11 protein-coding genes are annotated in these 13,096 nt (G+C 64.9%); 2 read left to right on the top strand and 9 right to left on the bottom strand.

Annotated elements, in window-relative coordinates; genetic code table 11:
• Window positions 1-54 precede the first annotated feature (54 nt).
• Together ACEOAC_RS05470 and ACEOAC_RS05465 are read right to left on the bottom strand one after the other, a co-directional pair.
• Window positions 55-1,674 (bottom strand): rhodanese homology domain-containing protein, encoded by a 1,620-nt coding sequence (locus ACEOAC_RS05470; protein ID WP_413628725.1) that lies wholly within the window; start codon window positions 1,672-1,674, stop codon window positions 55-57.
• Window positions 1,671-2,297 (bottom strand): cysteine dioxygenase, encoded by a 627-nt coding sequence (locus tag ACEOAC_RS05465; RefSeq protein WP_413445349.1) that lies wholly within the window; start codon window positions 2,295-2,297, stop codon window positions 1,671-1,673. The genes ACEOAC_RS05470 and ACEOAC_RS05465 overlap by 4 nt, the downstream gene beginning before the upstream one ends.
• 264 nt (window positions 2,298-2,561) lie before the next feature.
• On the opposite strand from ACEOAC_RS05465, the gene ACEOAC_RS05460 reads away from it, so the two are divergent.
• Window positions 2,562-3,434 carry an SDR family oxidoreductase gene (locus ACEOAC_RS05460; protein ID WP_413445348.1) on the top strand — a complete coding sequence of 291 codons (873 nt, stop codon included), beginning with the start codon at window positions 2,562-2,564 and terminating at the stop codon, window positions 3,432-3,434.
• Between the two features lie 130 nt (window positions 3,435-3,564).
• Entirely contained in the window at window positions 3,565-3,924 is a 360-nt protein-coding gene (locus ACEOAC_RS05455) for a response regulator (RefSeq protein ID WP_234294500.1), read from the top strand.
• Here ACEOAC_RS05455 and ACEOAC_RS05450 read toward each other — a convergent pair.
• The 7 genes from ACEOAC_RS05450 to ACEOAC_RS05420 form a co-directional block, all read right to left on the bottom strand.
• Complete coding sequence (locus ACEOAC_RS05450; protein WP_413628724.1) at window positions 3,917-6,397, bottom strand: hypothetical protein; 2,481 nt, start codon at window positions 6,395-6,397, stop codon at window positions 3,917-3,919. The two genes, ACEOAC_RS05455 and ACEOAC_RS05450, sit on opposite strands and share 8 nt — an antisense overlap.
• A complete protein-coding gene (locus ACEOAC_RS05445; protein ID WP_413628723.1) occupies window positions 6,397-7,668 on the bottom strand; it encodes a DUF3142 domain-containing protein in 1,272 nt (423 codons plus the stop codon). The genes ACEOAC_RS05450 and ACEOAC_RS05445 overlap by 1 nt, the downstream gene beginning before the upstream one ends.
• Window positions 7,669-7,788: 120 nt before the next feature.
• On the bottom strand, window positions 7,789-9,099 hold the full coding sequence (locus ACEOAC_RS05440) for an MFS transporter (RefSeq protein WP_006462064.1): 1,311 nt from the start codon (window positions 9,097-9,099) through the stop codon (window positions 7,789-7,791).
• Between the two features lie 420 nt (window positions 9,100-9,519).
• Window positions 9,520-10,230, bottom strand: coding sequence for a response regulator transcription factor (locus tag ACEOAC_RS05435; protein ID WP_039874370.1), 711 nt, complete (start codon window positions 10,228-10,230; stop codon window positions 9,520-9,522).
• Between the two features lie 166 nt (window positions 10,231-10,396).
• Window positions 10,397-10,807 (bottom strand): response regulator, encoded by a 411-nt coding sequence (locus ACEOAC_RS05430; RefSeq protein ID WP_413444516.1) that lies wholly within the window; start codon window positions 10,805-10,807, stop codon window positions 10,397-10,399.
• Between the two features lie 261 nt (window positions 10,808-11,068).
• Window positions 11,069-11,464, bottom strand: a complete 396-nt coding sequence (locus tag ACEOAC_RS05425; protein WP_039874365.1) for a response regulator — start codon at window positions 11,462-11,464, stop codon at window positions 11,069-11,071.
• A 2-nt stretch (window positions 11,465-11,466) separates the two neighbouring features.
• On the bottom strand, window positions 11,467-12,942 hold the full coding sequence (locus ACEOAC_RS05420; RefSeq protein WP_077235461.1) for an ATPase domain-containing protein: 1,476 nt from the start codon (window positions 12,940-12,942) through the stop codon (window positions 11,467-11,469).
• Window positions 12,943-13,096 lie beyond the last annotated feature (154 nt).

Below are 13,096 nucleotides of genomic sequence, written 5' to 3'. Positions count from 1 at the left end.
ACCGCGTCGCCGATGGGCGACAACGCGACATTTAAACAGAACGGTACGTCTTGCTCAAATCACGAAAAACCCGTGCGTCCCATCCCGGCCCAACTGCTCCACCAGCCCGAACTCCCAGTCGAGATAGGCCTGCATGGCAGTGGCCGCATTGTCGGTACCTTCATAGGGACGGCGATAGCGATCGATGCGGGGCGAGAGCAGATGCTGCTCGCCACTCTCCAGAGGCAGGCCGGCCTGCGCCCACGCGGCGTTGCCCCCCTCCAGCAGAAAGACCGGCTGCGACACCAGCGCCTGCAGGTCGGCAACGGCAAACTGCGCCAGCAAGGCGCTGCCGCAGGTAAGCACGAAACGTGTGGCCGCCGGGAAGCGATGTGCCACGGCAGCGATCTCCGAGCGCAGGGCGAACCATGCACCCGGAATATGGCCTGCCACGTAACGGGCGCTCAGGGCTAGGTCGATGACTACGGTACCCTGGGCGCTCCTGTCGGCATCCAGCCAGCTCTTCAACTGCTGCGGACCAATGCGCTGCTGCGGCGTAACGGCAGCCACCGGCAGCGCGCGCGGCGCCTCGCCGCTGACGGCGAAGTCAGCCGGCGTCGCGCCCTCCACCACATACACTTCCCATCCCATCTGGGCCAGCCAGGAGGCGGTCATGTCGGCGCGTACGCCATCATCGTCGGCCAGCACGATGCGCGCTCCGCGAACCGGCGCGTTCATCTCGGTCTCCTGCACCAGCTGGCCACCGGGTGCCGAGAGGAAATCCGGCAGATGCCCCTCCCGGTACTGCTCGGGCGTGCGGACATCGAATCGATAGACGGTGCGACCGGGCTGCGCCAGGGTGTCCAGCGCGGCGAACGCGATGCGCTTCACCCCGGCCCGGTCGGCCACGCTGCGAGCCTGGCGACGTGACTGTTGCTGCTGGCCGACCTCGACCTGTTGCGGGAAACGACGCGCCTGCCCGTGCTCAAGCTGCTGGCCGGCCAGTGTCCAGCCGATGGTGCCGTTACGCAGCGCATGCACGCGATTGGGAATGCCCGCATTGACCAGCGACTGGGTCCCGATGATGCTGCGCGTGCGACCGGCGCAATTGACGATCACACGCGTCTTCGGGTCCGGTGCGATGGCCGGCAGGCGCAGCACCAGTTCGGCGCCGGGTACGCTGATGGAGCCGGGGATGTTCATGTTCTGGTATTCATCGAAGCGGCGGGCATCGACCACCACCACGTCCTCCCCGCTGTCGAGCAAGGCCTTGACCTCTTCGGCGGAGAGCGACGGGGTATGGCGTTGCGACTCCACCAGTTCGCCGAAGGCCTTGCTGGGCACGTTCACATCCTGGAACAACTCGCCGCCGGCCTCGCGCCAGCCGCGCACGCCGCCGGCCAGTACGCCCACGCGGGTATAACCCAGGGTGCGCAGGCGCAGCGCGGCGCGCACGGCCAGCCCTTCGCCGTCATCCAGCGTGACGATGCGCACGTCGCGACGCGGCAGGCGGCTGTAGGCGTTCAGTTCCAGATGGGAGTACGGGAAATTGGCAGCAAACAGTGGATGCGCTTGCGCATGCGGTGCTTCTTCGCGCACGTCAAGCAGGGCGATCTCTTCGCGGGCCAATAGCGCGGCACGCACCTCGGCGTAGCTGATGACAGGGATGGAAGCAGCGGCGTGGTCTTGAGTCATGAGGAGGCTTGTTCGATGGAGAGGTCCCAGATATTGGGCAAGGTGGAATTGGAATAGCCGGAGATGAACGGCACGCGCCGTCCATCCGGGTGATACACGGAACGCCGGACCGCGCCGATATTGGCGCCATAGACATGGATGCTGATCGACACCTGGTCGGCAAAGGCATTGCTGACCTGATGCACGTCGTGCAGTTCGGGATGATCCGGTGCCACGGCCTCCACCTGTCCGACTTGCAGCAGCGCGCGTTCGCCCACCGGCTGCAGCTGCTCGCGCTGCCAGCCAAAGGACTGCGCATGCTCGGCGCCGCGCAGCACGCCGATCAGTCCCCAGACGGTGTGGTCATGTATCGGCGTACGCTGCCCCGGCCCCCAGACGAAGCTGACGACAGAGAAGCGTTGGGCCGAATCGGCATGCAACAGGAATTGCTGGTAACGCTCGGGATGCGGCTGGGCATAGGCATCGGGCAACCAGTCATCGTGCGCCACCAGTTGGCGCAGCAAGGCGCCGCCCTGCTCCAGGATGATGGCCTGCCCAGGCTTGCCATCGAGCAGGCCGGCAAACCCGGTGATGAACTCGCGCAAGCGCCAGAGCTGCTTGTCGGATGGATGGGGTGTTGCCATGTGTCCCTCTCTGTTTTCGCGGTGACCGGTCTGCGCCGGCTCAGAGGCGCACTATAAATCATTTCCCGATATCCCGATGAGCCCGCCAGTGTGGCCATGCGACAGGCCAGGGTCAACGAAACTGTACGCATATGGATATACGCAGGCTCATCTTCAGCCTCTCCGTCACCGCCGTCGGTGCGCAGCCGCGTCCACATCGCGGCTTGGGCCTACAGACTGGCGGCGCTGCCCTTCTTACCATGAAGCATCAATATGGAGGCAAGCATGAGCGATAGCAGACCTGATAGCAGACCTGAAAGCGTCCCCGCCCAACACCAACCCCGGCAACCGGGTGACGAACAGCAGATGCAACCCCGCCCGCAAAGCGCGCCGGCCGGCGAACCCGGACGACGGCTGGCGGGAAAGGTGGCCCTGATCACCGGCGGCGACAGCGGTATCGGACGCGCCGTCGCCCTGGCCTATGCGCGGGAAGGGGCCAAGCTGGCCATCGTCTATCTGGATGAGGAAGAAGATGCACGGCGGACCCAGCAGGATGTCCAGGCACTGGATGCGCCCTGCCTGTTGCTGCCCGGCGATGTCGGGTCGCCCGAGTTCTGCCGCCGTGCCGTGCGTTCGGTGATGGATGCCTATGGCCGTCTGGATGTGCTGGTCAACAATGCGGCCCAGCAGTATCCGGCCGACAGCATCGAGCAGATCTCGCCTGAGCAGCTGGAGCATACCTTCCGCACCAACATTTTCTCGATGTTCTACATGGTCAAGGAAGCCATGCCCTTCCTCACCCGAGGCGCGCGCATCATCAATACCACTTCGGTGACGGCCTATCGCGGCAGCAAGCATCTGGTGGACTATGCCGCCACCAAGGGCGCGATCGTGGCCTTCACGCGCTCGCTGTCGCAACAGCTGGCGCCCGCCGGCATCCACGTCAACGCCGTGGCCCCAGGGCCGATCTGGACCCCGCTGATCCCCTCCAGCTTCAGTGCGGAAGAAGTCGCCAGCTTCGGCAAGAACGTGCCACTGGGCCGCCCCGGCCAGCCGGACGAAGTGGCGCCGGCGTACGTGTTCCTGGCCACCGAAGGCGCTTCGTACATGACCGGGCAGGTGCTGCATCCCAACGGGGGCGAGATCGTCAATACCTGAGCCTGTTGCTGCGGGGATCGCTGTGAGAGAGCGTGAGGATGGGTGAGATGGCCTCAGGAAAACCCCGATGGTGACAGTGTTGCCATCGGGGCATGATGAGCTTGTCCAACGACCATCGCGAGAACCCCTCATGCACAAGACCGCCCTGATCGCCACTTCCCAACCCGAAGTCAGCCGCGCGCTGACCGAGTGGCTGGCCATCAACGACATCGATATCCAGATCGCCGGCAGCGGCAATGATGCCATCGAGCACATCGCCCTGGACCGGCCCGACCTGGTGCTGGCCCAGCTGGCCATGGACGGTATGAGCGGCCTGCGCCTGGCACACTACCTCAAGGCACAGGACACGCTGGCCGATGTACCGGTGATCCTGCTCTGCCGCGATGAGCGGGAGATGGATCTGGTGAAGGGACAATGGCCCGCCTTCCTGTGCGCGGGGCCGCTGAACCCGGCACTCATTTCCGAACTCAAGCGCGAACTGGTCAACTAATTCCTGTTTCCGCACTTCCGGCGCGGCGGCGGCGACGCCACTGCGCCACGCTCCATCCACCACCGACCACGATGGCCAGCAATAGCGCCGCGCTGAGCGCACGATGCTGACTCACCCACTGCCGTGTACTGCGCCAGGCCTGTTGATAGGGAAAGCGCGCCGCTGCGGCAAAGTCCGGTTCCACGCAGTGTTGCCCAAAGTCCGCTGAGAACGGCACGGCGGCACCCTGCCGCACATAGCGCAGATAAAGCTGCTCGGCACGCGGCTGGTCGTAATACACGAAATTCACACCCTGGCACAGCACCGCCGCGAAGGCTTGAGAGCGCGGCGGCAGTTCGTCGGCCGCCTTCATGGCGTAGCCCGCTGCGATGTCGCGGTAGTGGAAGCGCTTGTAGGGCTTGGCTTCACTGGCGGCATAGCGCTGGCGCTCGCCCTCGGTCACCAGCGGCCCGGGCAGGTCGGCCTGGGCACGCGCCTGGGGCGTGGTCGGAAGCGGTTTGTTCTCGTCGCCATACGGGGCTGCAGCACGTCCGGCGCCCCAGGGATAGCTGCCGCCATAGACGGCGAAGTCCGGTCCCTGTTCGTATCCCATGATCTCCATGCCCTGGCGCCGCGCAATCACGGCCGCCTCGTACCAGCCCTGGGCGCGACTGTTGGCGCGCCAGGCATGCTGCCCGCGCTCCAGCGCCTGGCCATAGTCGCGTGCCTTGGCGCGTACCCGCCAGGTCACCGGCAGTTCCTTGCCGTTGTCGTCGTAGCTGCTGTCGACGAAACGCTCGTCGCGTTCATCGGGGAAGTAGGCCAGTGATGCATCCACCCTGCCCTCGCGCACCAGACGGCGCGCCAACAGTTGGCGCAGACGGTCTTCCACAGTGACTGCCGACAGGCCCACCGCGACCCAGCGCAGGGACTGCCGGCCGGGTTCCTGCTGCGCCGCTGCCTTGGCGACCGCTTCCGGTGACGGCATGGGCGAAGCCGGGGCGTGGGCATCCACATAGGTCTTCAATTCGTCGGTGGTCAGCACCCGCTCTGCCACGTAGGCCAGGTCGTTGTAATAGTCAGTGTAGGCGGCGAAAGCATTGCTGCCGGCCTGCGCAGTCTGGCGGGCGGCGCGGTGGAATTGCGCCAGCGCTTCCACGTACTGGCCGCGTGAGAGCGTCAGCACCCCCTGCTCGCCGACCAGCAGATTGGCATTGCCCGGTTCGACGCTGGCATCGTTGCGCGGGAATCCCTGCGCGGCACGGGCATAGGCCTGCGCTGCGCCGTCGTTGTCACCCTGGCGCAGCGCCAGCTTGGCGCGTACCCACCAGGACAGCGCCGACTCCTGCCGGCCGGCCAGCGAGGCCGCGAGGTCATACCGACCGGTGCGATAGGCCAGTGCAGCCACGCGATCGGCGCCGGCGATCTTTTCCAGACCACGCCGGCGCAGAGCATCGACCAGGTTCACCAGCACCGGATTGGGCTGGATGCGGCTGCCGCGGGCGGCATCGGCATAACCGGAGGAGCCGCTACCGGCTGCGCCCGGGTCGTAGTCACTACCGGCCATCTGCGGGCCTTCGCTGACATCGCCCACGCGCGCCAGCGCATAGGCCACCAGCAGCTTCTGGGCGACCGCATCATCGATGAGGGCCATGGTGATCGCCGGGCGCGCCAGGCTCCACGCGGCCAGCGCCTGCAGCGAGGAGGGCGCGCTGTAGGAGCCGCGCGCGGCCTGCTCTGCGTACAGCCGGATGGCCTGCTTCAGATCGGCCGGCGGGATGCTCTCGCCACAGTTGCGGCCCTCGTTGAAATCGGACCAGTTGCAGGCACCCGTCGTGCCGACCAGCAACAGCCTCGCCTGTTCGCCATAACTGGCCACTGCCAGCCCCAGCGGATCGGGCGCGCCCGCTGCCGCCAGGGTGCGGGCCTTGTCGAAACTGGTGAGGGCCTGGGTCCGCTGGCCTTGCATGGCATGCAGGCGACCCAGCATGTAGGCCGCCCATACGGCGCGCTCGCTGGCCTGCGTCGGCGGCAGGGCCAGCACGGCCTCGAAACGCTGGCGTGCCGGTTCCAGTGCGTTTTGACGGAAATCCTGGGCGCCGGCAGTGTAGAGCCGGATCGCAGGCGGCAGCGCAGCACCGGCGGCATAGGCGGCCTCACCATCGGAGGCGGCGCGCATGGCCTGCAGCGCGGCCCATTGCGTGGCGTCCAGCTGGCCCTTCTCCAGCATGCGCAGCGAACGCGGATCATCAGGACCGCCACTGGCCTGCTCATAGCCACTGCCCTCGTCGGCCTGCAGCCGGTCGGTCGCAGTCACCAGATGAGCGGTCTCCCAGGTGAAGGAATTGGCGGGGGTGTTGCGCAGGCTGCCGGCGCGGTCGTCCAGCAGCTGCAGCGGGAAGTCCGGGCCACAGGCCACTACCGTGGCCGCGCCCAGAACCAGCAGTCCGCTCAGTGCGCAGGCAACGCGGACGGCCGGGTTGGTTCGTTTCATCAGGATCCCATTTCCAGTGTGATATCCGGGGCGGCCGCATCGTCGCAGCGCAACCACCCGATGGTGCGGCTGGCACCGGCGCGTAGCAGGCCAGCCTGGCTCAGGCGCAGGTAACGTCCCTGCGCATCGTTTTCCAGCGTGTAGCCATTGATGCCGTCAGCGGTGCAGGTGTTCCCGTCCGGTCCGGCCGGTGCCGAACGTCCTTGGCGCACCCGTATGCGCAGCGGCAAGGGGGCGTCGGCATTGCCGGCATTGTCCAGGCGGATGTCGCGTGCAGGCTGGCCGGGATGGGCGGCCACCAGTTGCACCGCCAGGCCCTCCTTGAGCGGCTTGCGCTGCAGGACGGCGATCCAGGTCGACAGGCTCCAGGCGCGACGATCGTCTCCGGTCGGCAGGCGGAACCAGACGATGCCGGCCAGGCCCGCCGGTGGCGCTTTTTCCAACTGCGTGACGAAGCGCGCCATGGTGCGTGGCTCGGCCATGAGCTCCTGCGCCACGCCACCGACCAGCAGCGCCGACTCGCTCTCGACGGCGGCGATCCTGCCCTGCCCGTTCCAGACCACGCGCGATCCATAGGCCGGCAAGGCCACGTGCCAGGGGCGACGGGTGCGCTGGGCATATTGCTGCATCCAGTCCTGGGCACGCTCGGCATCGAACAGGCCCAGGCGTGGGTCCTGCACCGCATGCACCTGCAACGTGGATGCATCGGCCACGGCCAGCAGATCGGCCAGGCGCGGGCTGGCCAGCCAGGTGGGCAAGGCGGTCACGGTCAGGTCCAGCGGGGCGATGCGCGTCTTGAGGCTGCGCAGGAAGGCGGTGTATTCGGGCAGGCGCGCGGTGGCGCAGTCATAGTCGATTTCCAGCGCGGCCGGCTGCAATCCGCGCTGTCGCCAGGCGTCGACCAGTTCCAGCAGATGGGTCTGGATGGCGGCACCATCGAAACGTGCCAACTGGCCATTGATGCGCACCGTCAACAGCAGCGGCCGGCCGGTCGAGGCCAGCAAGCCGACTTCGGGCTGGATGTCGACCCAGCCGCCGGAGGCCCCCAGCTCGGCGGCCAGCACATGCCAGCGCGCCACATGGGCATTGGAGGCAGACAGGGCATTGCGCAGCGCGGGCGTCCACTGGCGCTGCCAGACATAGACATCCTGGGCCAGCCCGACCTCGGTGGCGGGATGGCGAGAACAGGAGGCCAGCAGCACGGTCAGCACGAGCCAGGTGAACAGGCCTGTGGAGAGGCGCCAGCCGGCGCAACGGGGCAAAGGGGGCATGGTCGACGGATCGGGGACGGCCAGAGGTGCCGGCATTGTACGCGAGCCATCCACAAAAACGACCAGGCCCGGTGCCTTGCGGTCACCGGGCCTGGTGGCGCCAGGATGTGGAAGTGCGGATCAGGCGCGATAGCCCTTGCTGCTCATCGGCACGAAGGCCAGCAGCACGCCCAGGATGGACAGACCGATCACGTACAGCGCCGGGCCTTGCGGGTCAGCCTTGATCCACAGCGAGATCAGCACCGGGGTCAGGCCACCGAAGATGGCATAGGCCATGTTGTAGGCGAAGGACAGGCCGGTGAAGCGCACCGCCGGCGGGAAGGCGCGGGTCGAGACGATCGGGGTCAGCGAGATGCTGCCCACGAACAGGCCCACCAGCGCATAGCCCCAGATCAACGATTCGGGCGAACCCGGCAGCTGGCCGTAGAACCACCAGGTGGACAAACCCAGTCCGCCCCAGCCGATGATCATGCTGGCCCGGGTGCCGATGCGGTCGCACAGCCAGCCGATGGCCAGGCAGCCGATGGTCAGCATCAGGGTACCGGCGCAGTTGGCCTGCATCACCAGCTTGGCTGGCAGGTGATGCACGGTCTGCAGGTAGGACGGGGTCATCAGGATCACCACCACCACGGCGCCCGACAGGCACCAGGTCATGCCGGCGGTCAGCATGCTGGCGGCGCGATGTTCGCGCAGGACGGTCTTGAGCGGCAGTTCGGTGGATTGCTTGCGGCGCGCGGCCAGTTCACGGAACACCGGCGTTTCTTCCAGGTAGCGACGCAGGTAGACCGACACCAGGCCGAACACGCCGCCCAGGATGAAGGGGATGCGCCAGGCGTAACCCGCCACCTCGGCCGGTGCATAGACGCTGTTGATGAAGATGCCCATCAGCGAACCCAGCAGGATGCCGCCGGTGATGCCGGCAGTCAGCGAGCCGACGCCGAAGCTGTAGCGGTTGGCCGGGACGTGCTCGGCCACGAACACCCAGGCGCCGGGCATCTCGCCGCCGATGGCCGCACCCTGCAGGGTGCGCATCAACAGCAGCAGGATGGGCGCGGCCACGCCGATGCTGGCATAGGTCGGCAACAGGCCGATCACCAGCGTGGGCACGGCCATCAGGAAGATCGACAGCGTGAACATGCGCTTGCGGCCGATCACGTCGCCGTAGTGGGCGATGATGATGCCGCCCACCGGACGCGCCAGATAGCCCGCGGCGAAGATGCCGAAGGTCTGCAGCATGCGCAGCCATTCCGGCATGTCGGCCGGGAAGAACAGCTTGCCGACGACGGCGGCAAAGAACACGTAGATGACGAAGTCGTAGAACTCCAGCGTGCCGCCCAGGGCCGACAGGCCCAGGGTGCGATAGTCGGAGGAAGTGAGGGGGCGATGCTGGGACTCGTTCAAGGCCCCGGTAAATTCAGCGGAAGTGGTCATGATGGTTCACTAACGGCAAAGCAGACATCCGGCGCGACTGCGCCGCTGCACGAAGTGCATGGGAATGGCGCAGCGGGCCGGGTGGCCTGCTTCATCTTTTCGGTCGGGTGGTCGCAGACGGCATGTCTGCGCAGGACAGATTCAGCAAAAAACGTAGAGTAGAGATATACGATTTAGCGTCGAAACTGACTTAATGATACCCGAAAGCGGCAAAACTTTCGCGGCGCAGCATTTCTTGCCGTGACTGGAAAGCTGCGCAGCATCAGCAGCGGTGGCACGTTGGGAGTGCTGCAGAAGGCAAAAAGCCCGCATTGCAATATATTCGCAATGCGAGCTTCAAATATGAACGTGCTGGCAGGCAGTTCGCCCGCAAAAGCAGGTGGTACCGGCACTGTTGCGAGCCGACCACCGATAGACAGGTCAGGATTCCAGCACGATATCGACCGACGAACTGCGACGCAGCATCAGGAAGCCTTCGCCGTAGATGTTGCGAATCTGCATGGGCGACTCCGGCAACGAGCGCAATTTCTGCCGCACGCGATAGATCAGTGCGTCGATGCGGTGGGCGTCGTACTCTTCGCCACCGGAGCGCAGCAGGTCGAACAGCTGGCCATGCGACACCGGATAATTCGGACTCTGCAGCAGAGCCGCCAGGGCGGTGCTCTCCTTGTCGGTGAATTGCAGTGCCACCGCCCCATTGCTGGAGAGGCGCCCCGAGCGGCGATGGAAGGCCCAGGTCTCCGACTGCGGCGAACTCTGATGCGGCGCCGTCTTCATGCGGCGCGCCAGGGCCGTCAGGGTGGCCGAGACTTCGTCCAGCTTGACCGGCTTGGCCAGGGTGTAGTCGGCGCCGTCGCTCATGCAGCGCACCCGTTCTTCGCTGCGACTGGCAGCGGTCAACACGATGATGCCCATGGACGGGAAATGCTGGCGCAGCGAAGCCAGTTCGGGCATCAGGCTACCGTCAGGCAGACCGACGTCGGATAACAGGATGTCGGGCTGGCGGCTCCTCAGGATATCCCGCGCCTGTGCCAATGCGGAACAGACCGAGATTTCATATCCCAACTCCCCCACGTGCGCGCTCAGCGAATTGCGCCACTCAAGATCGCTTTCAACAATTAATACTTTCATACTCTAGCGTTCCGGATGAAAACTGTTTTTATGACTTCCGGAGCATCCCCCGCGTACTGTTCCGTACGTGCATCCGGGCCTACCTGCAGGCAGGGAGATGCTTTCCATAATCACAACGTTATACAGAAAATATCTGCGCATAAAATCATAAAAACTCGCAGATCCCTCAGCCCTGAAAACTCCGCTGCGCCTGGCTTTGCGCGCTTTGGCGCAGCAGCCCGGTGACGGTTCCAAGGAGGTGGTCGACCGAGCAAGGCTTGAGAAGAAAGGCAGCAATGGTGGGAATGCGGGCACTGGCTGCAGGCAGGTGCGCACTGATCAACACCACCGGGATATGGCCGTAGCGCTCATGCGACTTGATATAGCGCGCCAGCTCCATGCCATCCATGCGCGGCATGCGCAGATCGGTCAGTACCAGCGCCGGCGTGGCGGCCTGCATCATGGCGATGGCGTCCACCCCGTCGGCCGCCGCCATGACCGTCAGTCCCCCTTGGCGCAGCAGCTCGCACAGCATTTCGCGCGAGTCCGCATGGTCTTCGACGACCAGTACGGTCGTTTGCTTGTCGCTGGTTGCCACAACATCCCTCCTGTCATTCATCCCGCACACGATGTCACGGTGACTTGTTGTGACTGATGGTGATGGTTGGCGATGAATCGGGATATCAGGAAATTCCTGAAACTCTCGACAACATTGCCGCCTGGCCACGCGGACAGTGCGACAAGGCGCCCCCTGCACGGACGGCGGGCAGGGGTGAAAACGACGAAGTGGAGGAGCGCAAAAGAGACGCCAACCCGCGCCCGGCCAAGCTCGGCCGTAGGGCGGGCAGTCCGAGGGGGATCAGGGAGAGGAAGGCAGCAGGCGCTGGATTTCTTCCAGCAGGCGGTCGAAGAAGACGGGCTTGCGCAGGAACAGGTTGTGACTGGATTGCGACAGATCGTGACGCTCCGGCGCCCCGCTGCACAGGATGACCGGCAAGTTCTGTCCGCCAGGCAAGGCGCGCAGCGCGGCGCACAGCTCCAGCCCATTCATGACCGGCATCATGCAATCCGAGATGACCAGGTCTGGCCACTCCTGCTGCGCCTTGACCAGCGCATCGGCGCCATGCTGAGCCGTCACCACCCGGAATCCATGCAGCTCCAGCAGCATGGAATAGGTATCGGTGATATCGATCTCATCGTCGACGATCAACAGTAGCGGCAATGCCGCCGTTGGTGCGGATGACACGCCGGACATGGTCAACGTCCATCCGCAACCGGCGCGGTAGAGGGGGAGACCAGGCCATCGATCTCAATGCCGGCATCCGAAATGTTCATCAGCCGGCTGGCGCCGTCATAGCCGTTTTCGCGCAGTTTCATCACTGAAATCTGGCGACGGCTGACATCGTGCTGGACCACGTACTCCAGCAACATCATGTTTTCATACAGCTGCGAGGAGCTGGGATCGACCTGGGGCCGGGATTCGCGGAAATACGGCAGTTGCTCGGTGATGAAGGTGGTCACGCCCCGCGCCCGCAGTTCGTTGGTCAGCGCCACCAGGAAGGGCCGTACGCGCTGCTGCTGCACCACGATGCTGCGCAGGCCGTCGACGCCATCGATCAGCAGGCGTGTCACGCCACGGCTGGAGATGTTGTCCAGCATGCGCTTGGCCAGGTCGTCGCACAGCATTTCCAGCGGCAGCTGCCACATCATCTGCAGGGCACCGCTCTCGATATGCTGTTCCATCGGCATGCCGGCCTTGCGGGCCTTGGCCAGCAGACGCTCGGGGGACTCGTAGAAACCCAGGATCAGGCACTGCTGGTCATCCTTCAGCCCCTGCTCGATGAAATGCAGGCCCATCAGGGTCTTGCCCACCCCGGGGCTGCCCAGCAGGCAGGTCAGGGAACCACTGACCACGCCACCGCCGATGCACTTGTCCCAGGAAGGGATACCCACGCTGACATAGCGGTCGGAGGTGCCCGGCACCTTGCCGGCGCGGGTGGCGGTGGCCTCGAAGCGCGGGAAGATCTCGACCCCGCTCTGGTTGATTTCGAAGACATGCTTGCCCAGCAGGTGATTGGCGCCGCGCAGCTTGAAGACCTTGATCTCGCGCACCAGCTGCATGCCCGACTCGTGCTGGCTCAGCTCGATGACACCGTCCACCAGGGTGTTCTCGGACTCGGGCATGTTGCCCTCCACCGGGGAAAGCAGGATGGTAGTGCAATTCATGGCGAAGACCAGGGCATTGAGCGAATGCATGAATTCCGAGAGATTCAGGTCCGAAGGCCCCGAATCGCGCACAGAACGGAAACCATCGATGATCAGCATGGCCGGACGATGACGATTCAGTTCGGCACTGATCAGCCGCAACAGGCCACGCAAACCCTCGCTGGCCAGCGCGCCATAGCCGCTGAGCATCTGCATCTGCTCGCCGACCAGGCTTTCATCGAAAAAATCAAAATTGCTCACATGATTGAGCATCTTGGCGTGCGATTCGGCAATGAGCGTCAACAGCATCACCTTGTTGCCACCACGCGCCTGGGCAAAGCCCACCTGCGAGGCCAGCGTGGTCTTGCCGCTGCCGGCCAGCCCCTGGATCAGATACAGGCTGCCCGCTGGCAGACCGCCACCCAGGATCTCGTCAAACCCGGCAATCCCCGTGCTGATCAGGGCGACACGGCTGGGCCGGTGGCTCCCGGCGGGGGCGGATGAATGGGGCTGCTGGTGATCGCTCATGTGGATGGATGCTCGAATTTTTATTGTGCGAAGGATTAATGAGTTTTTACGCATTATACGTTCGCCCACGATATGACTAAGGTTGTCATACAGCCCAAAAGTTGCACCTTTGGGCAGGTAAACTTCCTGACATCGGCTTCAGCGGGACAATTGG

Origin of the sequence: Herbaspirillum frisingense (genome assembly GCF_047325095.1) — a bacterium.
Taxonomy (GTDB): domain Bacteria; phylum Pseudomonadota; class Gammaproteobacteria; order Burkholderiales; family Burkholderiaceae_D; genus Herbaspirillum; species Herbaspirillum frisingense.
The sequence above is the reverse complement of the archived record's forward strand: the minus strand, read 5'-3'. Positions and strand labels throughout refer to the sequence as shown.

What these genes read in the sequence shown, in the direction of transcription:
- ACEOAC_RS05470 (WP_413628725.1), bottom strand. Translation starts at nt 1,674, where the DNA reads ATGACTCAAGACCACGCCGCTGCTTCCATCCCTGTCATCAGCTACGCC.
- ACEOAC_RS05465 (WP_413445349.1), bottom strand. Translation starts at nt 2,297, where the DNA reads ATGGCAACACCCCATCCATCCGACAAGCAGCTCTGGCGCTTGCGCGAG.
- ACEOAC_RS05460 (WP_413445348.1), top strand. Translation starts at nt 2,562, where the DNA reads ATGAGCGATAGCAGACCTGATAGCAGACCTGAAAGCGTCCCCGCCCAA.
- ACEOAC_RS05455 (WP_234294500.1), top strand. Translation starts at nt 3,565, where the DNA reads ATGCACAAGACCGCCCTGATCGCCACTTCCCAACCCGAAGTCAGCCGC.
- ACEOAC_RS05450 (WP_413628724.1), bottom strand. Translation starts at nt 6,397, where the DNA reads ATGAAACGAACCAACCCGGCCGTCCGCGTTGCCTGCGCACTGAGCGGA.
- ACEOAC_RS05445 (WP_413628723.1), bottom strand. Translation starts at nt 7,668, where the DNA reads ATGCCCCCTTTGCCCCGTTGCGCCGGCTGGCGCCTCTCCACAGGCCTG.
- ACEOAC_RS05440 (WP_006462064.1), bottom strand. Translation starts at nt 9,099, where the DNA reads ATGACCACTTCCGCTGAATTTACCGGGGCCTTGAACGAGTCCCAGCAT.
- ACEOAC_RS05435 (WP_039874370.1), bottom strand. Translation starts at nt 10,230, where the DNA reads ATGAAAGTATTAATTGTTGAAAGCGATCTTGAGTGGCGCAATTCGCTG.
- ACEOAC_RS05425 (WP_039874365.1), bottom strand. Translation starts at nt 11,464, where the DNA reads ATGTCCGGCGTGTCATCCGCACCAACGGCGGCATTGCCGCTACTGTTG.
- ACEOAC_RS05420 (WP_077235461.1), bottom strand. Translation starts at nt 12,942, where the DNA reads ATGAGCGATCACCAGCAGCCCCATTCATCCGCCCCCGCCGGGAGCCAC.